The sequence below is a fragment of the Actinoplanes sp. NPDC051343 genome (genome assembly GCF_044455125.1).
Classification (GTDB): domain Bacteria; phylum Actinomycetota; class Actinomycetes; order Mycobacteriales; family Micromonosporaceae; genus Actinoplanes.
In genome coordinates this window covers 171,711-194,556 of record NZ_JBITEL010000010.1, presented here as the reverse complement: position 1 = coordinate 194,556, position 22,846 = coordinate 171,711, and the positions used below count along the sequence as shown (strand labels likewise).

Genomic DNA, 22,846 nt, shown 5'->3' with positions numbered 1-22,846 from the left:
TTATCCGAGCAACGAAACACGAGGGATAGTCCAAGTGCTCGACGTCAACTTCTTCGACGAGTTGCGCATCGGCCTTGCCACTGCTGACGACATCCGCCAGTGGTCGCACGGCGAGGTCAAGAAGCCCGAGACGATCAACTACCGCACGCTCAAGCCCGAGAAGGACGGACTCTTCTGCGAGAAGATCTTCGGCCCTCAGCGGGACTGGGAGTGCTACTGCGGTAAGTACAAGCGGGTTCGGTTCAAGGGAATCATCTGTGAGCGCTGCGGCGTCGAGGTGACCCGGTCCAAGGTGCGTCGTGAGCGCATGGGCCACATCGAGCTGGCCGCGTCGGTCACGCACATCTGGTACTTCAAGGGTGTGCCGAGCCGGCTGGGCTACCTGCTCGACCTGGCGCCGAAGGACCTCGAGAAGATCATCTACTTCGCCTCGTACGTGGTCACGAGCGTGGACGCCGAGTCGCGTCACCGTGACATGTCCACGATCGAGAACGAGATCTTCGCCGAGAAGCGGCAGTCGGAGAACGGCCGCGACTCGGAGATCGAGAAGCGCGCGGCCAAGCTCGAGCAGGACCTGGCCGAACTTGAGGCCGAGGGTGCCAAGGCGGACGTGCGGCGCAAGGTCAAGGAGGCCGGCGAGCGCGAGATGCGCCAGATCCGTGACAAGGCGCAGCGCGAGATCGACCGGCTCGACGAGGTGCTCGACACCTTCCGCAAGCTCGACTCCAAGCAGCTGGTCACCGACGAGCTGCTCTACCGCGAGCTGCGGGACCGTTTCGGTGAGTACTTCACCGGTGGGATGGGCGCCGAGGCGATCAAGGCGCTGCTGCAGAACATGGACCTGGACGCCGAGGCCGAAAACCTGCGGGAGATCATCCGCAGCGGTAAGGGCCAGCGGAAGATCCGTGCGCTGAAGCGGCTCAAGGTCGTCGCCGCGTTCCTGAACACGCGTAACTCGCCGCTCGGCATGGTGCTCGACTGTGTCCCGGTCATCCCGCCGGACCTGCGCCCGATGGTGCAGCTCGACGGTGGCCGCTTCGCGACCAGCGACCTGAACGACCTGTACCGCCGCGTGATCAACCGGAACAACCGGCTCAAGCGCCTGATCGACCTGGGCGCGCCCGAGATCATCGTCAACAACGAGAAGCGGATGCTGCAGGAGGCCGTCGACGCGCTGTTCGACAACGGCCGCCGCGGCCGGCCGGTCACCGGCCCGGGTAACCGCCCGCTCAAGTCGCTGTCCGACATGCTCAAGGGCAAGCAGGGCCGGTTCCGTCAGAACCTGCTCGGCAAGCGCGTCGACTACTCCGGCCGTTCGGTGATCGTCGTCGGCCCGCGGCTCAAGCTGCACCAGTGCGGGCTGCCCAAGCAGATGGCTCTGGAGCTCTTCAAGCCGTTCGTGATGAAGCGCCTGGTCGATCTCAACCACGCGCAGAACATCAAGTCGGCCAAGCGGATGGTCGAGCGTCAGCGCCCGGTCGTGTGGGACGTCCTCGAAGAGGTCATCAGCGAGCACCCGGTGTTGCTGAACCGCGCGCCGACGCTGCACCGCCTGGGCATCCAGGCCTTCGAACCGCAGCTGGTCGAGGGCAAGGCGATCCAGATCCACCCGCTGGTCTGTACGGCGTTCAACGCCGACTTCGACGGTGACCAGATGGCGGTGCACGTGCCGCTGTCGGCCGAGGCGCAGGCCGAGGCCCGCATCCTGATGCTCTCGTCGAACAACATCCTCAAGCCGGCCGACGGCAAGCCGGTCACCATGCCGACCCAGGACATGGTCATCGGTCTCTACTACCTGACCCACCAGACCGCCGGCACCAAGGGCGAGGGTCGGATCTTCAGCTCGGACGCCGAGGCTCGGATGGCGTTCGACAACGGCGAGCTGCACCTGCAGGCGCCGATCCGGGTCCGCCTGCGGGAGGTCGTCGGTGTCGACAACGGCGCCAAGGCCGACAAGTGGGAAGCCCCGGAGGACTGGACCGAGGGCGAGCCGCTGCTCGTCGACACGACCCTGGGTCGCGTCATCTTCAACGAGACGCTGCCGCCGGGGTACCGGTTCGTCAACTATGAGATCCGCAAGGGTCAGCTGTCGGCGATCGTCAACGACCTCGCCGAGCGCTTCCCCAAGGTGGCCCTCGCGGCGACCCTGGACGCGCTCAAGGAGGCCGGCTTCCACTGGGCCACCTGGTCCGGTGTGACGATCGGCATGGGCGACGTCATCGGCCCTCCGCGCAAGCCGGAGATCCTCGCTCGCTACCAGGTCGAGGCGGACCGCATCGACAAGCAGTACCAGCGTGGTCTGATGACCGCCGAGGAACGTCGCGGCGAGCTCATCGAGATCTGGACCAAGGCGACCAACGAGATCTCCAAGGAGATGGAGAGCACGCTGCCGCACGAGAACCCGCTCTGGGTAATGATCAACTCGGGCGCTCGCGGCAACCTCCTCCAGCTCCGGCAGATCGCTGCGATCCGTGGTCTGGTGGCCAACCCCAAGGGTGAGATCATCCCGCGGCCGATCACCTCGTCGTACCGCGAGGGTCTGACCGTGCTGGAGTACTTCATCTCCACCCACGGTGCCCGTAAGGGCCTGGCCGACACCGCGCTGCGTACCGCCGACTCGGGTTACCTGACCCGTCGTCTGGTGGACGTGTCGCAGGACGTCATCATCCGCGAGGAGGACTGCGGCACCGACCGCGCGATCCCGATGCAGGTGGGCGAGCGGGAGCCGGACGGCACCCTGGTCGTGCACACGCACGCGGAGACCGGTGTGCACGCCCGCACGCTGGCCGACGACATCAACGACGCCAACGGCAACCTGGTCGTCGCCCGCGGCTCGGACCTCAACTCGATCCTGGTCGAGAAGCTCGTCGCCGCCGGCGTCGAGAACGTCCGGGTGCGCAGCGTCCTGACCTGTGAGTCGAAGCTCGGCGTGTGCGCGGCCTGCTACGGCCGTTCGCTGCCGACCGGCAAGGGCGTGGACATCGGTGAGGCGGTCGGCATCATCGCCGCTCAGTCCATCGGTGAGCCCGGTACGCAGCTGACGATGCGTACCTTCCACACCGGTGGTGTCGCGGGTGAGGACATCACCCAGGGTCTGCCGCGTGTGCAGGAAATCTTCGAGGCCCGCGTTCCCAAGGGCAAGGCGCCCATCGCCGACACCCCGGGACGCATCCGCATCGAGGACGGCGAGCGCTCGCGCAAGATCATCGTGGTGCCGGACGACGGCAGCGAGGAGATCGTGTACGACAAGATTTCCAAGCGCGTGAAGCTCCGGGCCCACGACGGCGACCACGTCGGCGTCGGCGAGAAGCTGACCGAGGGCACCATCGACCCGCACGAGCTTCTGCGGATCATGGGTCCGCGGGCGGTCCAGGTCCACCTGACCAGTGAGGTCCAAGAGGTCTACCGCTCGCAGGGTGTGCTCATCCACGACAAGCACATCGAGATCATCATCCGCCAGATGCTGAAGCGGGTGACGGTCATCGACTCGGGCGCGGCGGAGTTCCTGCCGGGCGTGCTGGTCGACCGGGCGCTCTTCGAGTCGGAGAACCGCCGGCTCGTCGGCGAGGGTGGCGAGCCCGCCGCCGGTCGTCCGGTGCTCATGGGTATCACCAAGGCCTCGCTGGCCACCGACTCCTGGCTCTCGGCGGCCTCCTTCCAGGAGACCACCAGGGTGCTGACCGACGCGGCGATCAACTCGCGTAGTGACTCGCTCGTCGGCCTCAAGGAGAACGTGATCATCGGTAAGCTCATCCCGGCCGGTACGGGCATCAGCAAGTACCGCAACATCCGGGTCGAGCCGACCGAGGAGGCCAAGGCCAAGGTCTACTCGATGACCGGTTACCCGGAGACCGACTACGGCTTCGGGCCGGCCAGCGGGCAGGCAGTTCCGCTGGACGACTTCGACTTCGGGTCGTACCGCTGATCCTGAATTAGATGAAGGGCGGCCGCGCACAGCGCGGCCGCCCTTCGGCCTTTCTACTATGGGTGGGTGACCCTTCCCGCGGCCGTGCCCACCCGCCACCCGATGGATCCGGACCCGGAGCCCTCGACCAAGGCGCGCGCGGTCTTCGCGCTCGGGCTCCTGGGCTTCCTGACCGGCGCGTTCGTCGGCGGGGTGATCCCGGCCACCCTGGCGCTCGTGCTGGCCCGGCAGGCGTCCCGGCAGGCCTGGCAGGCGGGCGGCTACCTGACCGGCTCGGCATGGATCCAGCGTGGCCGCCGGCTGGCCTGGGCCGGCATCGTGCTGGCCCTGGCCGCGCTGGTGGTGGCCGCCATCGCCGGCCTGCTGCACCTGGCCGCCCGGCCCGGCGGCACCGACTTCGCGCCGGGCACCGACTGAGCCCGAGACGGCCCGACCAGGGCGGGCTGCGGCCGGCCTCGTTCGGGTGACATGCTCTTCTCATGACCCAGCAGCCGGCGGCCGACCCCTTCCCGCCACCGAGCGCGCCGCCCGCGCAGCAATTCGCCGTGCCGCCGCCGTCCCCGTCCGGGCGCTGGCAGCCGGAGCGTGTCGACCCGCTGCCGGGCACCGAGTTCGGCCTCGTCCAGTTGCGCGTCATGCCGATCACGTCGGGTCTGGCGATCGGCTCGCTCATCGCCGGCATCGGTTCGATCCTGGTCTCGTTCCTCGTGCTCTGCTTCGGCATCACGGGCGCCGACAGCGGCTGGGGTGGTTGGGTGTCGGGCGCGTTCACGCTGCTCAGCGTCGTCTTCGGAGCCGGGGCCGTCGTTCTGGGCCTGGTCGCCCGCCGCCAGATCCGCCGCTCCGGGCACACCGGCCAGGTGCGCTTCACCGGTGGCGGCATGGCGATCAGCGGCCTCGTCTGCGGTTGTGCCGGGGCGGGAATTGCCCTGCTCTCCCTGGCGTTGGCACTGGTGTTGCAGGTCTCGTCCTGAGTGATGTGACCGCCTTTCCGGCCGATCCGGCACCGCGGCGATACCGCCGAAGAGCACCCGGTACACTTGCCTTGGAGATATCAATCGTGAGAGCCCGGGTCATGAGACAAGAGTGGACGCCAGTCCACTGATTTTGACCTGGGTGCTTGTGGTAGGTAGTCTTTCCCCTCGTGCCCGAGCTTGCTCGGGCAACTCGTGTGTGCCCCGTTCGGCTGATACCGAGCGCGGGGCATTGGCCACGATGAGCGCTCTGCTCTGAGGCATCTCGGAGCTGGCACAGAACAAGACCCGAAACGCGTGGCAACGCGTGGCGGGACCGTGAGCCGGGCGACACGCCCGACCGCGGGGGCCGGACTCCTTCCCTTCCGGGAAGGTGACCAGCACAAACAGAGCATAAGAAGACGTGCGGCCGCCTAGGAAGCGGCCGAAGGGAGCGGAGAAACCCGGTGCCCACGATCCAGCAGCTGGTCCGCAAGGGCCGCCAGGCGAAGACGAGTAAGACCAAGACGCCGGCGCTGAAGGGAAGTCCTCAGCGGCGCGGCGTGTGCACGCGCGTGTACACCACTACCCCCAAGAAGCCGAACTCTGCGCTGCGCAAGGTCGCTCGTGTGAAGCTCAGCAGCCAGATCGAGGTCACGGCGTACATCCCGGGTGTCGGTCACAACCTGCAGGAGCACTCGATCGTGCTCGTGCGTGGCGGCCGAGTGAAGGACCTTCCCGGCGTCCGCTACAAGATCGTCCGCGGTTCGCTGGACACCCAGGGTGTCCGCAACCGCAAGCAGGCCCGCAGCCGTTACGGCGCGAAGAAGGAGAAGAGCTGACATGCCGCGTAAGGGCCCCGCTCCGCGCCACCCTGTGGTCGCCGACCCGGTTTACAACTCGCCGCTGGTCACCCAGCTGATCAACAAGATCCTGATCGGTGGCAAGCGTCAGCTCGCCGAGCGCATCGTCTACGGCGCCCTCGAGGGTGCCCGCGAGAAGAGCGGCACCGACCCGGTCGTCACGCTCAAGCGCGCGATGGACAACGTCAAGCCGACCCTCGAGGTCCGCAGCCGCCGCGTCGGTGGCGCGACCTACCAGGTTCCGGTCGAGGTCCGTACGCCGCGTCAGACCACCCTCGGTCTGCGCTGGCTGGTCCAGTACTCCAAGGCCCGCCGCGAGAAGACCATGATCGAGCGTCTCCAGAACGAGCTGCTCGATGCCAGCAACGGTCTCGGTGCCGCCGTCAAGCGGCGCGAGGACACCCACAAGATGGCGGAGTCCAACAAGGCCTTCGCGCACTACCGCTGGTAAGACCCGCCTGTCGGCCCGGCCTCGGCCGGGCCACGGCAGAAGTCGTACCGGTCCACGAGACGACGACGAAGAAGAAAAGTAGGGATTGAAGTGGCCGCCGCAGACGCGCTCGCCAACGTACGCAACATCGGCATCATGGCGCACATCGATGCCGGCAAGACCACGACTACTGAGCGAATCCTGTTCTACACCGGTATCACGTACAAGATCGGTGAGGTCCACGAAGGCGCAGCCGTCATGGACTGGATGGAGCAGGAGCAGGAGCGCGGCATCACGATCACTTCCGCCGCCACCAAGTGCGAGTGGAAGGGCCACACGATCCAGATCATCGACACGCCCGGCCACGTCGACTTCACGGTCGAGGTCGAGCGGTCGCTGCGTGTGCTGGACGGTGCGGTTGCGGTGTACGACGGCGTGGCCGGCGTCGAGCCGCAGACCGAGAACGTCTGGCGGCAGGCGGACAAGTACCACGTTCCCCGGATGTGCTTCGTCAACAAGCTCGACCGGACCGGCGCGGACTTCTTCCGCTGCGTGCAGATGATGATCGACCGGCTGAACGCGACCCCGTTGGTCCTGCAGATCCCGATCGGCCTCGAGAGCAACCACATCGGTGTCGTCGACCTGATCGGCATGCGCGCGCTCACCTGGCGTGGGGAGACCCAGAAGGGTGACGACTACGCGATCGAGGAGATCCCGGCCGACCTGGTCGACTCCGCGAACGAGTGGCGCGAGAAGCTGATCGAGACGCTGGCCGACGTGGACGACGACGTCATGCTGAAGTACCTCGAGGGCGAGGAGCTCTCGCAGGACGAGATCAAGGCCGCCATCCGGCGCGCCACGATCGCCAGCAAGGCCAACCCGGTGCTGTGCGGCTCGGCGTTCAAGAACAAGGGCGTCCAGCCCATGCTCGACGCCGTGATCGACTTCCTGCCGTCGCCGCTGGACATCCCGGCCATCGAGGGCACCGCGACGGACGGCGAGACGCCGATCCAGCGCAAGCCGTCGAACACGGAGCCGTTCTCCGGCCTGGCGTTCAAGATCCAGACGGACAAGCACCTCGGCAAGCTGACCTACGTCCGGGTCTACTCCGGCACGCTCGACTCGGGTTCTCAGGTGGTCAACTCCACCAAGGACCGCAAGGAGCGGATCGGCAAGATCTACCAGATGCACGCGAACAAGCGTGAGGAGCGTCCAACGGCGCAGGCCGGTGACATCATCGCCGTCCAGGGTCTCAAGCAGACCACGACCGGTGACACGCTCAGCGACCCGGCCAACCCGGTCATCCTGGAGTCGATGACTTTCCCGGAGCCGGTCATCCAGGTCGCCATCGAGCCGAAGACCAAGTCGGACCAGGAGAAGCTGGGCACCGCGATCCAGCGCCTGGCCGAGGAGGACCCGACCTTCCGCGTCTGGAACGACGAGGAGACCGGGCAGACGGTCATCGCCGGCATGGGCGAGCTCCACCTCGACATCCTCGTCGACCGCATGCGGCGCGAGTTCAACGTCGAGGCCAACATCGGTAAGCCGCAGGTGGCGTACCGCGAGACGATCCGCGGCACCGTGGAGAAGCTCGACTACGTGCACAAGAAGCAGACCGGTGGCTCGGGCCAGTACGCCAAGGTCATCGTCAAGGTGGAGCCCCTGCCCCTCGCGGCGGACGGCCCGACCTACGAGTTCGTCAACGCCGTGAGCGGCGGCCGCATCCCCCGGGAGTTCATCCCGTCGGTGGACGCGGGCGCGCAGGACGCCCTGCAGTACGGCGTTCTCGCCGGCTACCCGCTGGTCGGTGTCAAGCTGACGCTGCTCGACGGTCAGTACCACGAGGTCGACTCGTCCGAAATGGCCTTCAAGATCGCCGGTTCCATGGTGATGAAGGAGGCCGCTCGCAAGGCCGACCCCGCGCTGCTCGAGCCGATGATGGCCGTTGAGGTCACCACGCCCGAGGACAACATGGGTGACGTCATCGGCGACCTCAACTCGCGCCGTGGCATCATCCAGTCGATGGAAGAGCGTTCGGGCGCCCGCGTCGTCAAGGCGCTGGTTCCGCTCTCCGAGATGTTCGGCTACGTCGGCGACCTCCGGTCGAAGACGCAGGGCCGGGCGAGCTACAGCATGCAGTTCGACTCCTACGCCGAGGTTCCGCAGAGCGTCGCGAAGGAGATCATCGCGAAGGCCACCGGCGCCTGAGGGCTTCGGTCACCGATGCGGTGAGGCGCGTGCGGTCCGTCGAGGGCCGCACGCGCACGAGCAGTCGACAGAGTCCCTATCGCCTTATCGGGCGTGCCGGGCGCAAGAAAAGACACAGTCCACAGGAGGACACCAGTGGCGAAGGCGAAGTTCGAGCGGACTAAGCCGCACGTCAACATCGGCACCATTGGTCACATCGACCACGGTAAGACGACGCTGACTGCGGCCATCACCAAGGTCCTGCACGACGAGTTCCCGGAGCTCAACCCGTACACCCCGTTCGACGAGATCGACAAGGCGCCGGAGGAGAAGGCCCGCGGCATCACGATCTCGATCGCGCACGTCGAGTACCAGACCGCGGCGCGTCACTACGCGCACGTGGACTGCCCCGGCCACGCGGACTACATCAAGAACATGATCACCGGTGCCGCGCAGATGGACGGCGCGATCCTGGTGGTTGCCGCGACCGACGGCCCGATGCCGCAGACCAAGGAGCACGTGCTCCTGGCCCGCCAGGTCGGCGTTCCGTACATCGTCGTGGCGCTGAACAAGAGCGACATGGTCGACGACGAGGAGCTCCTGGAGCTCGTCGAGCTCGAGGTCCGTGAGCTGCTCAGCACCTACGAGTTCCCGGGCGACGACCTGCCGGTCGTGCGCGTCTCCGCTCTGAAGGCGCTCGAGGGCGACAAGGAGTGGACCGCCAAGCTCATGGAGCTGATGAACGCGGTCGACACCGCGATCCCGCAGCCCGAGCGTGACACCGACAAGCCGTTCCTCATGCCGATCGAGGACGTCTTCACGATCACCGGTCGTGGAACGGTCGTCACCGGTCGCGCCGAGCGTGGCATCCTCAAGCCGAACGAGGAGGTCGAGATCGTCGGCATCCGCGAGAAGTCGACGAAGACCGTCTGCACCGGCATCGAGATGTTCCGCAAGCTGCTCGACGAGGCCCGCGCGGGCGAGAACGTCGGCCTCCTGCTGCGCGGTATCAAGCGCGAGGACGTCGAGCGCGGCATGGTCGTGGTCAAGCCCGGCACGAGCACCCCGCACACGGAGTTCGAGGGCCAGGTCTACATCCTCTCCAAGGAGGAGGGTGGCCGGCACACCCCGTTCTTCCAGAACTACCGGCCGCAGTTCTACTTCCGCACCACGGACGTCACCGGCGTCGTCACGCTGCCCGAGGGCACCGAGATGGTCATGCCGGGCGACTCCACCAGCATGTCGGTCAAGCTGATCCAGCCGATCGCCATGGAGCAGGGCCTGAAGTTCGCGATCCGTGAGGGTGGCCGCACCGTCGGCGCCGGAACGGTCACGAAGATCAACGCCTGAGTCAGGTGACCCCGATTAGCGTTGCCGCGATGGATGCGGCATACTAGTCAGGTTGCGTCCGCGCAGGGGGGTTGGCTGCACGCCTCTTCACAGAGAAACGGTGGCCAGCCCCCCTCGCCCGGTGTCCGGACGTGTTTGTAGCCCGGCCGGCACCATCTGATCCCCGTGATCATGTTTGTGTGAACGCTGAATAACGTCAGTCATCGCGACACGCCCGACCGCGGGGGTCGGACAACGCAGGATCGTCGGTCCTGCGGGCTGCGAGAGTCACCGCTTTCGCACCTAGCGGCATCGAGAAAAGGAAACAGAAGCCACCATGGCGGGACAGAAGATCCGCATCCGGCTCAAGGCCTATGACCACGAGGTTGTCGACTCCTCGGCGCGGAAGATCGTTGAGACGGTCACGCGTACCGGGGCACAGGTTGCAGGCCCGGTGCCGCTGCCCACGGAGATCAACCGTTTCTGCGTGATCCGTTCGCCGCACAAGTACAAGGACTCGCGCGAGCACTTCGAGATGCGCACGCACAAGCGGCTGATCGACATCATCGACCCGACTCCGAAGACGGTCGACTCGCTCATGCGCCTCGACCTGCCGGCTGGCGTCGACATCGAGATCAAGCTGTAGGGATCCGGACTAATGGACAGGCAAGTTAAGGGCATCCTGGGCGCCAAGCTCGGCATGACCCAGGTCTGGGACAACAACAAAGTCGTCCCCGTGACCGTGGTGCAGGCCGGCCCGTGCGTCGTGACTCAGGTGCGCACCGGCGAGAAGGACGGCTACTCGGCAGTCCAGCTCGCGTTCGGTGCGATCGACCCGCGCAAGGTGAACAAGCCCGAGAGTGGTCAGTTCGCCAAGGCCGGTGTCTCGCCGCGACGTCACCTCGTCGAGCTGCGCACCACCGACGCCGGGTCGTACGAGCTCGGCCAAGAGGTCACCGTTGAGACGTTCGCGGCGGGTACGCCGATCGACGTCACCGGTAAGACCAAGGGCAAGGGCTACGCCGGTGTCATGAAGCGGCACGGCTTCCACGGTCTCAAGAGCAGCCACGGTGTCGAGCGCAAGCACCGCTCGCCCGGCTCGATCGGCGCCTGCGCCACCCCGGGCCGCGTGTTCAAGGGCGTGCGGATGGCCGGCCGGATGGGCAGCCAGCGCTTCACCGCTCAGAACCTCACCGTGCAGGCGGTCGACGCCGAGAACAACCTGATCCTCGTGCGGGGTGCGGTTCCCGGCCCCAAGGGTGGGCTCATCCTGCTCCGTACCGCGGCTAAGAAGGGCGGTGCCAAGTGAGCTCGGTTGACGTGCTCAACGCCGAGGGCGCCAAGGCCGGCTCGGTCGAGCTGCCCGGCGACATCTTCGACGTGCAGGCGAACATCCCGCTGATGCACCAGGTCGTCGTGGCTCAGCTGGCCGCGGCCCGCCAGGGCACGGCGAAGGCCAAGACCCGCGGCGAGGTCGCCGGTGGCGGCAAGAAGCCGTACAAGCAGAAGGGCACCGGCCGCGCCCGTCAGGGCTCGATCCGCGCGCCGCAGTTCACCGGCGGTGGCGTCGTGCACGGTCCCGTGCCGCGCGACTACAGCCAGCGGACCCCCAAGAAGATGAAGGCCGCCGCTCTGCGTGGCGCCCTCTCCGACCGGGCCCGCGACGGCCGGGTGCACGTGGTCGAGGCGTTCGTCACCGGCGAGAAGCCGTCGACCAAGGCCGCGATCGCGACCCTGCGCAAGGCGACCGAGGCGCGGAAGGTTCTGGTCGTGCTCAGCAGCACCGACGAGCTGAACTGGCTCTCGCTGCGCAACGAGTCGTCCGTGCACCTGCTCGAGTCCGGTCAGCTCAACACGTACGACGTGCTGGTCGCCGACGACGTGGTCTTCACCAAGGACGCGCTCGACGAATTCCTCGGCGTGCCGGCGGAAGCTTCGGAGGAGAGCAAGTGACTACCATCTCCGACCCGCGCGACGTGATCGTTGCGCCGGTGGTCTCCGAGAAGAGCTACAGCGTTCTCGACCAGAACTGGTACACGTTCCTCGTCCACCCGGACGCGAACAAGACCCAGATCAAGATCGCTATCCAGCAGATCTTCGACGTCCGCGTGCTGACGGTGAACACCGCGAACCGCGAGGGCAAGCGCAAGCGGACCAAGACGGGCTTCGGCCGTCGCAAGGCGACGAAGCGCGCGATGGTCAAGCTGGCTGACGGTGACCGTATCGAGGCCTTCGGCGGCCCGGTCAGCTAAGGGGTGTAAATCATGGCTATCCGTAAGTACAAGCCGACCACGCCGGGCCGTCGCGGCTCCAGCGTCGCCGACTTCGCCGAGATCACCCGGTCGACGCCGGAGAAGTCTCTGCTGGTTCCGCTGCCCAAGAAGGGTGGCCGCAACGTCCACGGCCGGATCACCACCCGGCACCAGGGCGGCGGTCACAAGCGCCAGTACCGGCTGATCGACTTCAAGCGGGTCGACAAGGACGGCGTGCCGGCCAAGGTCGCGCACATCGAGTACGACCCGAACCGCACCTCCCGCATCGCTCTCCTGCACTACGCCGACGGCGAGAAGCGCTACATCCTCGCGCCGAAGGACCTGTCGCAGGGCGACACCGTCGAGTCGGGACCGGGCGCGGACATCAAGCCGGGGAACAACCTGCCCCTGCGCAACATCCCGGTCGGTACGACGGTCCACGGTGTGGAGCTTCGTCCCGGCGGTGGCGCCAAACTGGCCCGCTCGGCCGGTGTCGGTATCCAGCTGCTCGGCCGTGAGGGCGCGTACGCCACGCTGCGTATGCCCTCCGGTGAGATCCGCCGGGTCGACATCCGCTGCCGCGCGACGGTCGGCGAGATCGGCAATGCCGAACAGTCGAACATCAACTGGGGCAAGGCCGGCCGCATGCGTTGGAAGGGCAAGCGCCCGACCGTCCGTGGTGTCGCCATGAACCCGATCGACCACCCGCACGGTGGTGGTGAGGGTAAGACCTCTGGTGGTCGCCACCCGGTCAACCCGGCTGGTAAGCCGGAGGGCCGTACCCGCCGCAAGGGCCAGGAGAGCGACAAGCTGATCGTTCGCCGCCGCTACGCCACCCGCAAGCGCGGGTAACGGGAGTAGAAGAAAATGCCTCGTAGCCTGAAGAAGGGCCCGTTCGTCGACGACCACCTGCTCAAGAAGGTGGAAGTCCAGAACGACAAGAACTCGAAGAACGTCATCAAGACCTGGTCGCGGCGCTCGACGATCATCCCCGAGATGCTCGGGCACACGATCGCCGTGCACGACGGGCGCAAGCACGTCCCGGTGTTCATCACCGAGGCCATGGTCGGACACAAGCTCGGCGAGTTCGCTCTGACCCGTACGTTCAAGGGTCACGAGAAGGACGACCGCAAGAGCCGTCGTCGCTAGTCAGTCCACGGATAGGAAAGGGGTCACAGCGATGCCAGCAAAGAACGCCGCTCCGGTTCTTCCGGGCAGTCGCGCGGTTGCGAAGCACGTCCGCATCTCGCCGAACAAGGCACGCCGTGTCGTCAACCTCGTCCGCGGTCTGCCCGCGAAGGAGGCTCTGACGGTCCTGCAGTTCGCGCCGCAGGCGGCGAGCGAGCAGGTTTACAAGGTGCTCGCGAGTGCAATCGCGAACGCGGAGAACAACGAGCGGCTCGACCCGGACGCGCTCCTGGTCAGCGAGGCGTTCGTCGACGAGGGTCCGACGCTCAAGCGGTTCCGGCCGCGGGCGCAGGGCCGGGCGTACCGGATCCGCAAGCGCACCTGTCACATCACGATCGCCGTCGAGGCGGTCCAGGTCGCCCGGCCGGCCAAGAAGGCCGCGGCGGCGAAGAAGGCAGCACCCGTGAAAACGAGCGCCGCCACTGCTCAGAATTCAGGGGCAGAGCCCGAGACGACGGAGGAGTCCGAGTAATGGGCCAGAAAGTTCACCCCACCGGATTCCGCCTCGGTATCTCCACCGACTGGAAGAGCCGCTGGTTCGCGGACAAGCTCTACAAGGACTACATCGGCGAGGACGTCAAGATCCGCCGCATGATGTCCAAGGGCCTCGAGCGCGCCGGCATCTCCAAGGTGGACATCGAGCGCACCCGTGACCGGGTCCGCGTGGACATCCACACCGCCCGGCCGGGCATTGTCATCGGCCGCAAGGGCGCCGAGGCCGACCGCATCCGCGGCGAACTCGAGAAGCTGACCGGCAAGCAGGTCCAGCTCAACATCCTCGAGGTGAAGAGCCCGGAGTCGGACGCGCAGCTCGTGGCGCAGGGCGTCGCTGAGCAGCTGTCCTCCCGGGTCAGCTTCCGCCGGGCGATGCGCAAGGCCATGCAGTCGGCGATGAAGAACCCGATCTGCAAGGGCATCCGCGTGCAGGTCTCCGGCCGCCTCGGCGGCGCGGAGATGAGCCGTACGGAGTTCTACCGCGAGGGTCGCGTTCCGCTGCACACGCTGCGGGCCAACATCGAGTACGGCTTCTTCGAGGCCCGTACCACGTTCGGCCGCATCGGCGTGAAGGTCTGGATCTACAAGGGCGACGCCGTGCCGGGTCGCGAGGTTGCCCCCGAGGCGCCCGCGCGCCCGCGCCGTGACCGCTCGGACCGTCCGGACCGTCCGCGCCGCACCCGGTCCGGCTCGTCCGGCACCACCGCGGGTGGCACCGAGGCCGGTCGCGCCGCACAGCAGGCGGCGCAGTCCGAGCCGGCGCCCGCGCAGAACGACACTGCCGCTGCTCCGGCTGCGGCCGAAACGCAGCAGGAGGGCTGACCCATGCTGATTCCGCGTAAGCCCCCAAAGGGCTTCCGGAAGCCGCACCACCCGGACCGCCACGGCGCGTCCAAGGGCGGCAACCGGGTCGTCTTCGGTGAGTTCGGTATTCAGGCTCTCGAGCCGGCGTACGTGACCAACCGGCAGATCGAGTCGGCTCGTATCGCGATGACCCGCCACATCAAGCGTGGCGGCAAGGTCTGGATCTCGGTCTTCCCGGACCAGGCCCTGACCAAGAAGCCGGCCGAAACCCGCATGGGTTCCGGTAAGGGTTCTCCCGAGTGGTGGGTGGCGAACGTCAAGCCGGGTCGCATTCTCTTCGAGATGTCGTTCCCGAACGAGACGATCGCGCGTGAGGCGATGCGCCGCGCGATCCACAAGCTCCCGATGAAATGCCGCATCGTTACGCGCGAAGTGGGTGAAAGCTGATGGCGGCGGGCGTGAAAGCGGGCGAGCTTCGTGAGCTCTCCGGTGATGACCTGGTCTCCCGGCTGCGGGAGGCGAAGGCCGAGCTTTTCAACCTGCGCGTGCAGGGTGCGACCGGCCAGCTCGACAACCACCGGCGGTTGCAGGTTGTCCGTAAGGACATCGCGAAGATCTACACGATCATGCGTGAGCGCGAGCTGGGGCTCTCGGTTGCGCCGGATGAGGTGACTGCATGAGCGAGAACGACACTGCTGCTCCGCGGGCTCAGCGCAAGGTGCGCGAAGGGCTCGTGGTCGGCGACAAGATGGACAAGACCGTCGTGGTCGAGGTCGAGGACCGCGTCAAGCACGCGCTCTACGGCAAGGTGCTGCGTCGCACGCGCAAGCTCTACGTGCACGACGAGCAGAACGCGTGCGGTATCGGCGACCGGGTTTCCCTGATGGAGACCCGTCCGCTCTCCGCCACCAAGCGGTGGCGGATCGTGGAGATCCTCGAAAAGGCCAAGTGAGTGTGCGCTGGGCCGGCCCCCGGCCGGCCCAGCGGACCTTCGTTCCGCCAAGCTTCAGGGCGTTTACGCCCCGGAGAACTGGCAGACATAGGAGACCCCAGTGATCCAGCAGGAGTCGCGACTTCGTGTCGCTGACAACACGGGTGCGCGCGAGATCCTGTGCATTCGCGTACTCGGCGGCTCCGGTCGTCGTTACGCGAGCATCGGTGACGTCATCGTGGCCACGGTCAAGGACGCCATTCCGGGCGCGGGTGTGAAGAAGGGTGACGTCGTCAAGGCGGTCATCGTCCGCACCAGCAAGGAACGGCGTCGGCCGGACGGCTCGTACATCCGCTTCGACGAGAATGCCGCCGTCATCATCCGCGACGGTGGCGACCCCCGCGGTACCCGCATCTTCGGCCCGGTCGGGCGCGAGCTGCGCGACAAGCGGTTCATGAAGATCATCAGCCTGGCGCCGGAGGTGCTCTGACCGTGAAGATCAAGAAGGGCGACACGGTCGTCGTCATCGCCGGCAAGGACAAGGGTGCCAAGGGCAAGGTCATCGCGGCCTACCCGAGGCAGGACAAGCTCCTGGTCGAGGGCGTCAACCGCGTCAAGAGGCATGAACGCATCCGGACCACCCAGCGTGGTTCGAAGACCGGTGGCATCGTGACCCAGGAAGCCCCGATCCACATCTCGAACGTGCAGATCGTGGACGACCAGGGCAAGCCGACCCGGATCGGTTACCGGATCGACGACAACGGCCAGAAGGTCCGCATCGCGCGTACGACCGGTAAGGAAATCTGATGACTGCCGCTACCCAAAACGCAGAGACGCAGCCCAAGACGCTGCCTCGCCTGAAGCAGAAGTACCGCAGCGAGGTCATCGCCGCGCTTCAGGAGCAGTACAAGTACGGCAACCCCATGCAGATTCCCGGCCTCGTGAAGGTCGTCGTGAACATGGGTGTTGGCGAGGCTGCCCGCGACGCCAAGCTGATCGACGGCGCCGTGCGGGATCTGACGACGATCACCGGTCAGAAGCCGCTCGTCCGCCGGGCTACCAAGTCCATCGCGCAGTTCAAGCTGCGTGAGGGCATGCCGATCGGCGCGAAGGTCACTCTTCGCAACGACCGCATGTGGGAGTTCCTGGACCGGCTGCTGTCGATCGCGCTGCCGCGTATCCGTGACTTCCGCGGTCTCGACGGCCGCAAGCTCGACGGGCACGGCAACTACACGTTCGGCTTGACCGAGCAGTCGGTGTTCCACGAGATCGACCAGGACCGGATCGATCGCACGCGGGGCATGGACATCACGGTGGTCACGACCGCCACGACCGACGACGAGGGCCGGGCGCTGCTCAAGCTCCTGGGCTTCCCGTTCAAGGAGAACTGAGAATGGCTAAGAAGGCGCTGATCATCAAGGCGGCCGCGAAGCCGAAGTTCGCCGTACGGGCATACACCCGCTGCCAGAAGTGCGGTCGCCCGCACTCGGTCTACCGCAAGTTCGGCCTGTGCCGGGTTTGCGTGCGGGACATGGCCCACCGTGGTGAGCTGCCCGGCGTGTCCAAGGCCTCCTGGTAACCATCCAACCGCCCCACCCGCCACCCTTGAGCGGACTAAAGGCGGCTACCTTGTATTACCGCTTCGCCGTAGGCCCGTTCGACACGGGAACCCCGGCGAGAAAGGTTGACGAATACCCATGACGATGACGGACCCGATCGCAGACATGCTCACGCGTCTGCGAAACGCCAACCAGGCGTACCACGACAAGGTGACCATGCCCTTCTCGAAGATCAAGGCGAACATCGCCGAGGTCCTCAAGGCCGAGGGCTACATCGCTTCCTGGTCGGCCGAGGAGCCCGAGGAAGGCGCTGTCGGCAGGCGTCTGGTCGTAGAGCTCAAGTACGGCCAGAGCCGCGAGCGCAGCCTCGCCGGCATCAAGCGCGTCTCGAAGCCCGGTCTCCGGGTGTACGCCAAGGCTGACGAGCTCCCGCGCGTGCTCGGTGGCCTCGGCGTCGCGATCATTTCGACGTCCCAGGGGCTGCTGACCGACAAGCAGGCCCGCAAGCGGAGCGTTGGCGGGGAAGTCCTCGCCTTCGTCTGGTAACTGGAGACTTTGACATGTCGCGAATCGGACGTAAGTCGATCCCGGTCCCGGCCGGCGTCGATGTCACCATCACGGGGCAGACCGTCAAGGTCAAGGGCCCCAAGGGCGAACTCTCGCACACCGTCGCCGACCCGATCACGGTCGAGCGGGAGGGCAGCGAGCTGCACGTCAACCGTCCCAACGACGAGCGCAAGGCCAAGGAGCTGCACGGCCTTTCTCGTACCCTGGTCGCCAACATGATCGTCGGCGTCACCGAGGGCTACAAGAAGACCCTGGAGATCAACGGCACCGGTTACCGCGTGACCGCGAAGGGCACGGACCTGGAGTTCGCTCTGGGCTTCTCGCACCCGGTCAACGTGGTTCCGCCGGCCGGCATCACCTTCTCGGTGGAGCGGCCGACGCAGTTCACCGTTGCCGGTATCGACAAGCAGCTCGTGGGCGAGGTCGCCGCCAACATCCGGAAGATCCGTCCGCCGGAGCCCTATAAGGGCAAGGGCGTGAAGTACCAGGGCGAGGTCATCCGCCGCAAGGCTGGAAAGGCAGGTAAGAAGTGACCGCCACGCTGCTCAAGCGCCGCAATGGCGCCGGTGTCGGTGCCGCGCGTGCCGTCGGCAAGGCGCGTCGGCACTTCCGGGTCCGCAAGAACGTCCGCGGCTCCGCCGAGCGTCCCCGCCTGGTCGTCACCCGCTCTTCGCGGCACATCTCCGCGCAGATCATCGACGACCTCAAGGGTCACACCCTCGCGTCGGCCTCCACGCTCGACACGTCGATCCGTGGTGGCGAAGGCGACAAGAGCGCTCTGGCCGGCAAGGTCGGCGCGCTGCTCGCGGAGCGGGCCAAGGCCGCGGGCATTTCCAAGGTCGTCTTCGACCGCGGTGGCAACAAGTACGCGGGCCGGATCGCTGCGCTCGCGTCGGCCGCCCGCGAAGCCGGACTCGAGTTCTAGGAGGAATTGACCAATGCCTGGTCAGCAGCGCCGAGGCGGCGGGTCCGGCGGTAACACCGAGGGTGGCAACCGCCGGGACAACCGCCGCGAGGGCGGTCGCGGCAACGCGCCCGTCGACAAGACCCCGCATCTCGAACGGGTCGTCGCGATCAACCGCGTAGCCAAGGTCGTCAAGGGTGGTCGTCGCTTCAGCTTCACCGCCCTGGTGATCGTCGGCGACGGCGACGGCACCGTCGGCATCGGCTACGGAAAGGCCAAGGAGGTGCCCGCGGCGATCGCCAAGGGCGTCGAGGAGGCCAAGAAGCACTTCTTCAAGGTGCCGCGGATCGGTGCGACCATTCCGCACCCGATCACCGGTGAGGCGGCCGCGGGTGTCGTGCTGCTCAAGCCGGCCTCCGCCGGTACCGGCGTCATCGCCGGTGGCCCGGTGCGTGCCGTGCTCGAGTGCGCGGGCATCCACGACGTGCTCTCGAAGAGCCTCGGCTCGTCGAACCCGATCAACATCGTGCACGCGACGGTGGCCGCGCTGAAGGGCCTCGAGTCGCCGGAGCAGGTCGCGGCCCGCCGTGGCCTCCCGGTCGAGGACGTGGCGCCGGCGGCCATGCTGGCGGCGCGTGCGGAAGCGGCGGTGCACTGATGGCGCGCTTGAAGGTCACCCAGGTCCGGTCCGGTATCGGCCGTAAGCAGAACCAGCGGGACTCCCTGCGGTCGCTCGGTCTGAAGCGGATCAACGATGTGGTGGTCAAGGAGGACCGTCCCGAGATTCGGGGCATGATCTTCGCCGTGAACCACCTCGTGAGTGTTGAGGAGGTCGAGTAATGGCGATCAAGGTCCACCACCTGCGTCCGGCGGCCGGCGCCAAGACGGCCAAGACCCGCGTTGGTCGCGGTGAAGGCTCGAAGGGCAAGACCGCCGGTCGCGGTACCAAGGGCACCAAGGCGCGTTACCAGGTTCCGGCCCGGTTCGAGGGTGGGCAGATGCCCATCCACATGCGCCTGCCGAAGCTCAAGGGCTTCAAGAACAAGAACAAGGTCGTCTTCCAGGTCGTCAACCTGGACCGTCTCGCCGAGCTGTTCCCGAACGGCGGCGAGGTCGGTCCGGCCGAGCTGGTCGAGGCCGGTGCGGTCCGCAAGGGCCAGTTGGTCAAGGTGCTCGGCGCGGGCGAGCTGGACGGTGTGTCGCTGACCGTCTCGGCGCACGCGTTCAGCGAGTCGGCCAAGGAGAAGATTGCTGCAGCCGGCGGTTCCGCCACCGAGCTGTGATATGTGGGGGTGCTCGCCCGGGCGATGAGAAACGCGTCGCCTGGGCGGCATCCCCTTTGTGGCGTCTGACCAGCCCGTCCGCGGGCCGGGTGGGCGCCTACCCGCAGTGGTGGCTACCGTGACTCACTGCGGCGCTCCAAGACTGTTAGAGTCCGTTCCCAGCTAGGAATATCGGCCTTCCGGCCGATGCCTTTCCCCCACCCGCCGGATCCGGCGGCTTCCGCGCAGGAGGAAGAAGTTGCTCTCCGCCTTTACCAGTGCGTTCCGGACGCCTGACCTGCGCAAGAAACTGCTGTTCACGGTCGCGATCATCGCGCTGTACCGGCTGGGTGCCACCATGCCCAGCCCGGGGGTGTCTTACACCAACGTGCAGGCTTGTCTCAAGGTGGTCAACTCCACCGACTCCGGTGGGCAGGTCCTCAACCTGCTCAATCTCTTCTCCGGCGGCGCACTGCTGCACCTGTCGGTCTTCGCGCTCGGCATTATGCCGTACATCACGGCGTCGATCATCTTGCAGCTGCTGACCGTGGTGATTCCCCGCCTCGAGCAGCTCCGCAAGGAGGGCCAGTCCGGCCAGGCGAAGATCACGCAGTACACCCGCTATCTGACGCTCGGCCTGGCGATCCTGCAGTCCTCGGCGTTCGTCGCCCTCGCGCGCACCGGCCAGCTGTTCGGCAACGCGTGCGACCAGAGCGACCCCAAGATGCAGATCGTCCCGCAGAACACCGGGCTGCCGACCTGGCTGACCCTCACGGTTCTGGTGCTGACGATGACCGCCGGCACCGGCGTGGTGATGTGGCTCGGTGAGCTGATCACCGACCGCGGCGTCGGCAACGGCATGTCGGTGCTGATCTTCACCTCGATCGCGGCCCGTCTCCCCGGCGAGGGCTGGACGATCAAGGAGTCGAGCGGCTGGGGCAAGTTCAGCCTCGTCATCATCCTGGTGCTGCTCATCATCTGTGCCGTCGTCTTCATCGAGCAGGCCCAGCGCCGCATCCCCGTGCAGTACGCGAAGCGCATGATCGGCCGCCGGATGTACGGCGGTACCTCGACCTACATCCCGCTCAAGGTCAACCAGGCCGGTGTCGTCCCGGTGATCTTCGCGTCCTCGCTGCTCTACCTGCCGCAGCTGTACCTGCAGTTCTTCGACAAGAACAACCTCAAGGGCTACCAGATCTGGATCGAGAAGTGGCTCGCCGCTCCGACCAGCTCGCTCTACATCGGCGTCTACTTCCTGCTGATCATCTTCTTCACGTACTTCTACGTCTCGATCACGTTCAACCCGACCGAGGTCGCGGACAACATGAAGAAGTACGGTGGGTTCGTTCCGGGCATCCGTCCGGGCAAGCCGACCGCCGACTACCTGGACTTCATCCTCAGCCGGATCACCCTGCCGGGCGCGCTCTACCTCGGCTTGATTTCGGTGCTGCCCAACTTCTTCTTCATCTGGCTGAACCAGCAGCAGTACCAGAACTTCCCGTTCGGCGGTACCGCAGTGCTGATCATGGTCGGCGTGGGTCTGGAGACGGTCAAGCAGATCGAGAGCCAGCTGATGCAGCGTAACTACGAAGGGTTCCTCCGGTAGTGGGGACGCGGAGCCGGGGGGCTCGTGCGTCGGGCGTTTCTCGTTCTCACCGAAGCGAGGCGATGTAGGTGCGGCTGGTACTGGTGGGCCCTCCGGGGGCCGGCAAGGGGACCCAGGCTGAGTTCATCGCTGCCCATCTCGCCGTGCCGAAGATCTCGACCGGGGACATCTTCCGGGCCAACGTCTCGCAGGGCACGCCGCTGGGCGTCGAGGCCAAGCGCTACATGGACGCCGGGCAGCTGGTTCCGGACGAGGTCACCATCAACATGGTCCGGGACCGGCTCGCCGAGCCGGACGCGGGCGACGGCTTCCTGCTGGACGGTTTCCCGAGAACCGTCCCGCAGGCGTCGGCGCTCGACAAGCTCCTGGCCGACCTCGGCACCGCGCTCGATCTCGTGATGGAGCTCGTGGTCGACGACGACGAGGTCATCCGGCGGCTCTCCGGCCGCCGGACCTGCCGCGGCTGCGGCAAGATCTGGCACGTCGAGTTCGATCCGACAAGCAAGGAGAACATCTGCGACCGGTGCGGGTCGGAGCTGTTCCAGCGGGACGACGACAAGGCCGAGACCATCGCCAACCGCCTGGTGGAATACGCCGATAAGACCGCGCCGCTCGTCGACTTCTTCGGTGCGCAGGGCAAGCTCGTGGGCATCGACGCGACCGGCCCGGTCGAGGACGTCACCGTGCGCGCCATCGACGCCCTGCGGTCGTACGGGGGCTGACATGCGTCGCCCCCAGCTGGACATTCAGCTGAAAACCCCCGAGCAGATCGAGTTGATGCGGGGCGCCGGCCTAGTCGTCGCCGCCGCGCTGGACGCGATGCGTGACGCGGTCGCCCCCGGCGTCTCCACCGCCGACCTCGACGCGATCGCCGAGAAGGTCATCCGCGACGCCGGTGGGGTCCCGTCGTTCAAGGGCTACCACGGCTTTCCCGCCTCGATCTGCGCGTCGGTCAACGAGCAGGTCGTGCACGGCATCCCGAACGCCTCCCAGATCCTGCAGGAGGGCGACCTGCTCTCCCTCGACTGCGGTGCCATCCTGAACGGCTGGCACGGCGACTCGGCGATCACGGTCGGCGTGGGGGAGACCGACCCGGCGCTGCTGCGCATGGCCGAGGTGGCCGAGGACGCGATGTGGGCCGGCATAGCGGCCGCCGCCCGCGGCTCGGCCAACGGCCGGGGCAAGCTCACCGACATCTCGTTCAACGTCGAGAAGACGGTTCGCAAGGCGGGCCGCTACGGCATCGTCGACGGCTACGGCGGACACGGCATCGGCACCGAGATGCACCAGGACCCGCACGTGCTCAACCACGGCAAGCCGGGCAAGGGCCCGAAGCTGGTCGCCGGCCTGTGCCTCGCCATCGAGCCGATGATCACCATGGGTTCGCCGCGCACGCACGAGTTGGAGGACGGCTGGACCGTAGTGACCCGTGACGGGTCGAAGGCGGCCCACGTCGAGCACACCATGGCAATCCTCGACGACGGCGTGTGGGTGACGACCGCGCCGGACGGCGGCCGGGGCCGCCTGGGAGATCTCGTCACGGCCCGCCAGCCTCGGTAACGCCGGACGGCGGCGAGGGCCGCGACAACCC

Annotated in this window: 31 protein-coding genes; all 31 read left to right on the top strand. The window is 66.8% G+C overall.

Annotated elements, in window-relative coordinates; all coding sequences use genetic code 11:
- Positions 1 to 34: 34 nt before the first annotated feature.
- The 31 genes from ACIA5C_RS31080 to map all read left to right on the top strand — a co-directional run bounded on the left by ACIA5C_RS31080 (position 35) and on the right by map (position 22,815).
- On the top strand, positions 35 to 3,925 hold the full coding sequence (locus tag ACIA5C_RS31080; RefSeq protein ID WP_396061045.1) for a DNA-directed RNA polymerase subunit beta': 3,891 nt from the start codon (positions 35 to 37) through the stop codon (positions 3,923 to 3,925).
- A 102-nt stretch (positions 3,926 to 4,027) separates the two neighbouring features.
- A complete protein-coding gene (locus ACIA5C_RS31075) occupies positions 4,028 to 4,342 on the top strand; it encodes a hypothetical protein (protein ID WP_396061589.1) in 315 nt (104 codons plus the stop codon).
- A gap of 62 nt (positions 4,343 to 4,404) precedes the next feature.
- Positions 4,405 to 4,899: a DUF4190 domain-containing protein gene (locus ACIA5C_RS31070; protein ID WP_396061042.1), complete on the top strand. Its 495-nt coding sequence runs from the start codon at positions 4,405 to 4,407 to the stop codon at positions 4,897 to 4,899.
- 446 nt (positions 4,900 to 5,345) lie between these two features.
- Entirely contained in the window at positions 5,346 to 5,720 is a 375-nt protein-coding gene (gene rpsL / locus ACIA5C_RS31065) for a 30S ribosomal protein S12 (RefSeq protein WP_014440718.1), read from the top strand.
- A gap of 1 nt (position 5,721) precedes the next feature.
- On the top strand, positions 5,722 to 6,192 hold the full coding sequence (gene rpsG, locus ACIA5C_RS31060) for a 30S ribosomal protein S7 (RefSeq protein ID WP_127499794.1): 471 nt from the start codon (positions 5,722 to 5,724) through the stop codon (positions 6,190 to 6,192).
- A gap of 90 nt (positions 6,193 to 6,282) precedes the next feature.
- Positions 6,283 to 8,379: an elongation factor G gene (gene fusA, locus ACIA5C_RS31055; RefSeq protein WP_396061040.1), complete on the top strand. Its 2,097-nt coding sequence runs from the start codon at positions 6,283 to 6,285 to the stop codon at positions 8,377 to 8,379.
- A 135-nt stretch (positions 8,380 to 8,514) separates the two neighbouring features.
- A complete protein-coding gene (gene tuf / locus ACIA5C_RS31050; protein ID WP_396061038.1) occupies positions 8,515 to 9,708 on the top strand; it encodes an elongation factor Tu in 1,194 nt (397 codons plus the stop codon).
- A 316-nt stretch (positions 9,709 to 10,024) separates the two neighbouring features.
- Positions 10,025 to 10,333, top strand: coding sequence for a 30S ribosomal protein S10 (gene rpsJ / locus ACIA5C_RS31045; RefSeq protein ID WP_007073037.1), 309 nt, complete (start codon positions 10,025 to 10,027; stop codon positions 10,331 to 10,333).
- Between the two features lie 12 nt (positions 10,334 to 10,345).
- Positions 10,346 to 10,996 (top strand): 50S ribosomal protein L3, encoded by a 651-nt coding sequence (gene rplC, locus ACIA5C_RS31040; RefSeq protein WP_396061036.1) that lies wholly within the window; start codon positions 10,346 to 10,348, stop codon positions 10,994 to 10,996.
- The gene (gene rplD, locus ACIA5C_RS31035) at positions 10,993 to 11,640 is read left to right on the top strand and encodes a 50S ribosomal protein L4 (protein WP_396061034.1); all 648 of its coding nucleotides are present in this window, start codon (positions 10,993 to 10,995) and stop codon (positions 11,638 to 11,640) included. Before rplC ends, rplD begins: the two co-directional genes overlap by 4 nt.
- Positions 11,637 to 11,939, top strand: coding sequence for a 50S ribosomal protein L23 (gene rplW / locus ACIA5C_RS31030; protein ID WP_396061031.1), 303 nt, complete (start codon positions 11,637 to 11,639; stop codon positions 11,937 to 11,939). The genes rplD and rplW overlap by 4 nt, the downstream gene beginning before the upstream one ends.
- A gap of 12 nt (positions 11,940 to 11,951) precedes the next feature.
- A complete protein-coding gene (gene rplB, locus ACIA5C_RS31025; RefSeq protein WP_396061029.1) occupies positions 11,952 to 12,791 on the top strand; it encodes a 50S ribosomal protein L2 in 840 nt (279 codons plus the stop codon).
- A 15-nt stretch (positions 12,792 to 12,806) separates the two neighbouring features.
- A complete protein-coding gene (rpsS, locus tag ACIA5C_RS31020; protein WP_396061026.1) occupies positions 12,807 to 13,088 on the top strand; it encodes a 30S ribosomal protein S19 in 282 nt (93 codons plus the stop codon).
- 31 nt (positions 13,089 to 13,119) lie between these two features.
- Positions 13,120 to 13,599 (top strand): 50S ribosomal protein L22, encoded by a 480-nt coding sequence (gene rplV, locus ACIA5C_RS31015; protein WP_396061024.1) that lies wholly within the window; start codon positions 13,120 to 13,122, stop codon positions 13,597 to 13,599.
- Complete coding sequence (gene rpsC / locus ACIA5C_RS31010; protein WP_396061022.1) at positions 13,599 to 14,444, top strand: 30S ribosomal protein S3; 846 nt, start codon at positions 13,599 to 13,601, stop codon at positions 14,442 to 14,444. The genes rplV and rpsC overlap by 1 nt, the downstream gene beginning before the upstream one ends.
- 3 nt (positions 14,445 to 14,447) lie before the next feature.
- Positions 14,448 to 14,873 carry a 50S ribosomal protein L16 gene (gene rplP, locus ACIA5C_RS31005; protein ID WP_396061019.1) on the top strand — a complete coding sequence of 142 codons (426 nt, stop codon included), beginning with the start codon at positions 14,448 to 14,450 and terminating at the stop codon, positions 14,871 to 14,873.
- Entirely contained in the window at positions 14,873 to 15,106 is a 234-nt protein-coding gene (gene rpmC, locus ACIA5C_RS31000) for a 50S ribosomal protein L29 (RefSeq protein WP_396061016.1), read from the top strand. Before rplP ends, rpmC begins: the two co-directional genes overlap by 1 nt.
- Complete coding sequence (gene rpsQ, locus ACIA5C_RS30995) at positions 15,103 to 15,378, top strand: 30S ribosomal protein S17 (protein WP_396061014.1); 276 nt, start codon at positions 15,103 to 15,105, stop codon at positions 15,376 to 15,378. Before rpmC ends, rpsQ begins: the two co-directional genes overlap by 4 nt.
- Before the next feature lie 100 nt (positions 15,379 to 15,478).
- Positions 15,479 to 15,847, top strand: coding sequence for a 50S ribosomal protein L14 (rplN, locus tag ACIA5C_RS30990; protein ID WP_364103682.1), 369 nt, complete (start codon positions 15,479 to 15,481; stop codon positions 15,845 to 15,847).
- On the top strand, positions 15,844 to 16,164 hold the full coding sequence (rplX, locus tag ACIA5C_RS30985) for a 50S ribosomal protein L24 (RefSeq protein ID WP_396061587.1): 321 nt from the start codon (positions 15,844 to 15,846) through the stop codon (positions 16,162 to 16,164). The genes rplN and rplX overlap by 4 nt, the downstream gene beginning before the upstream one ends.
- Positions 16,164 to 16,748: a 50S ribosomal protein L5 gene (rplE, locus tag ACIA5C_RS30980; protein WP_396061011.1), complete on the top strand. Its 585-nt coding sequence runs from the start codon at positions 16,164 to 16,166 to the stop codon at positions 16,746 to 16,748. The genes rplX and rplE overlap by 1 nt, the downstream gene beginning before the upstream one ends.
- 2 nt (positions 16,749 to 16,750) lie before the next feature.
- On the top strand, positions 16,751 to 16,936 hold the full coding sequence (locus tag ACIA5C_RS30975; RefSeq protein ID WP_014440734.1) for a type Z 30S ribosomal protein S14: 186 nt from the start codon (positions 16,751 to 16,753) through the stop codon (positions 16,934 to 16,936).
- 118 nt (positions 16,937 to 17,054) lie between these two features.
- On the top strand, positions 17,055 to 17,462 hold the full coding sequence (gene rpsH, locus ACIA5C_RS30970) for a 30S ribosomal protein S8 (RefSeq protein ID WP_364103677.1): 408 nt from the start codon (positions 17,055 to 17,057) through the stop codon (positions 17,460 to 17,462).
- Positions 17,463 to 17,476: 14 nt separating this feature from the next.
- Positions 17,477 to 18,016 (top strand): 50S ribosomal protein L6, encoded by a 540-nt coding sequence (rplF, locus tag ACIA5C_RS30965; protein WP_396061008.1) that lies wholly within the window; start codon positions 17,477 to 17,479, stop codon positions 18,014 to 18,016.
- 8 nt (positions 18,017 to 18,024) lie between these two features.
- Positions 18,025 to 18,408 carry a 50S ribosomal protein L18 gene (gene rplR, locus ACIA5C_RS30960; protein ID WP_396061584.1) on the top strand — a complete coding sequence of 128 codons (384 nt, stop codon included), beginning with the start codon at positions 18,025 to 18,027 and terminating at the stop codon, positions 18,406 to 18,408.
- A 13-nt stretch (positions 18,409 to 18,421) separates the two neighbouring features.
- Complete coding sequence (gene rpsE / locus ACIA5C_RS30955) at positions 18,422 to 19,045, top strand: 30S ribosomal protein S5 (protein ID WP_396061006.1); 624 nt, start codon at positions 18,422 to 18,424, stop codon at positions 19,043 to 19,045.
- Positions 19,045 to 19,227: a 50S ribosomal protein L30 gene (rpmD, locus tag ACIA5C_RS30950; protein WP_014440739.1), complete on the top strand. Its 183-nt coding sequence runs from the start codon at positions 19,045 to 19,047 to the stop codon at positions 19,225 to 19,227. Before rpsE ends, rpmD begins: the two co-directional genes overlap by 1 nt.
- Positions 19,227 to 19,670: a 50S ribosomal protein L15 gene (rplO, locus tag ACIA5C_RS30945; RefSeq protein ID WP_396061003.1), complete on the top strand. Its 444-nt coding sequence runs from the start codon at positions 19,227 to 19,229 to the stop codon at positions 19,668 to 19,670. Before rpmD ends, rplO begins: the two co-directional genes overlap by 1 nt.
- Positions 19,671 to 19,908: 238 nt before the next feature.
- Complete coding sequence (secY, locus tag ACIA5C_RS30940; RefSeq protein ID WP_396061000.1) at positions 19,909 to 21,255, top strand: preprotein translocase subunit SecY; 1,347 nt, start codon at positions 19,909 to 19,911, stop codon at positions 21,253 to 21,255.
- A 68-nt stretch (positions 21,256 to 21,323) separates the two neighbouring features.
- Positions 21,324 to 21,977 (top strand): adenylate kinase, encoded by a 654-nt coding sequence (locus ACIA5C_RS30935; protein ID WP_221376851.1) that lies wholly within the window; start codon positions 21,324 to 21,326, stop codon positions 21,975 to 21,977.
- A 1-nt stretch (position 21,978) separates the two neighbouring features.
- Positions 21,979 to 22,815: a type I methionyl aminopeptidase gene (gene map / locus ACIA5C_RS30930; protein WP_396060998.1), complete on the top strand. Its 837-nt coding sequence runs from the start codon at positions 21,979 to 21,981 to the stop codon at positions 22,813 to 22,815.
- The last annotated feature ends 31 nt before the right edge of the window (positions 22,816 to 22,846 follow it).

Bases quoted from the DNA above. Each gene is read 5' to 3' on its own strand.
- ACIA5C_RS31075 (WP_396061589.1), top strand. From the start codon at position 4,028: ATGGATCCGGACCCGGAGCCCTCGACCAAGGCGCGCGCGGTCTTCGCG.
- ACIA5C_RS31070 (WP_396061042.1), top strand. From the start codon at position 4,405: ATGACCCAGCAGCCGGCGGCCGACCCCTTCCCGCCACCGAGCGCGCCG.
- rpsG (WP_127499794.1), top strand. From the start codon at position 5,722: ATGCCGCGTAAGGGCCCCGCTCCGCGCCACCCTGTGGTCGCCGACCCG.
- rpsJ (WP_007073037.1), top strand. From the start codon at position 10,025: ATGGCGGGACAGAAGATCCGCATCCGGCTCAAGGCCTATGACCACGAG.
- rplC (WP_396061036.1), top strand. From the start codon at position 10,346: ATGGACAGGCAAGTTAAGGGCATCCTGGGCGCCAAGCTCGGCATGACC.
- rplB (WP_396061029.1), top strand. From the start codon at position 11,952: ATGGCTATCCGTAAGTACAAGCCGACCACGCCGGGCCGTCGCGGCTCC.
- rpsS (WP_396061026.1), top strand. From the start codon at position 12,807: ATGCCTCGTAGCCTGAAGAAGGGCCCGTTCGTCGACGACCACCTGCTC.
- rplV (WP_396061024.1), top strand. From the start codon at position 13,120: ATGCCAGCAAAGAACGCCGCTCCGGTTCTTCCGGGCAGTCGCGCGGTT.
- rpsC (WP_396061022.1), top strand. From the start codon at position 13,599: ATGGGCCAGAAAGTTCACCCCACCGGATTCCGCCTCGGTATCTCCACC.
- rplP (WP_396061019.1), top strand. From the start codon at position 14,448: ATGCTGATTCCGCGTAAGCCCCCAAAGGGCTTCCGGAAGCCGCACCAC.
- rpmC (WP_396061016.1), top strand. From the start codon at position 14,873: ATGGCGGCGGGCGTGAAAGCGGGCGAGCTTCGTGAGCTCTCCGGTGAT.
- rpsQ (WP_396061014.1), top strand. From the start codon at position 15,103: ATGAGCGAGAACGACACTGCTGCTCCGCGGGCTCAGCGCAAGGTGCGC.
- rplE (WP_396061011.1), top strand. From the start codon at position 16,164: ATGACTGCCGCTACCCAAAACGCAGAGACGCAGCCCAAGACGCTGCCT.
- ACIA5C_RS30975 (WP_014440734.1), top strand. From the start codon at position 16,751: ATGGCTAAGAAGGCGCTGATCATCAAGGCGGCCGCGAAGCCGAAGTTC.
- rpsH (WP_364103677.1), top strand. From the start codon at position 17,055: ATGACGATGACGGACCCGATCGCAGACATGCTCACGCGTCTGCGAAAC.
- rplF (WP_396061008.1), top strand. From the start codon at position 17,477: ATGTCGCGAATCGGACGTAAGTCGATCCCGGTCCCGGCCGGCGTCGAT.
- rpsE (WP_396061006.1), top strand. From the start codon at position 18,422: ATGCCTGGTCAGCAGCGCCGAGGCGGCGGGTCCGGCGGTAACACCGAG.
- rpmD (WP_014440739.1), top strand. From the start codon at position 19,045: ATGGCGCGCTTGAAGGTCACCCAGGTCCGGTCCGGTATCGGCCGTAAG.
- rplO (WP_396061003.1), top strand. From the start codon at position 19,227: ATGGCGATCAAGGTCCACCACCTGCGTCCGGCGGCCGGCGCCAAGACG.
- map (WP_396060998.1), top strand. From the start codon at position 21,979: ATGCGTCGCCCCCAGCTGGACATTCAGCTGAAAACCCCCGAGCAGATC.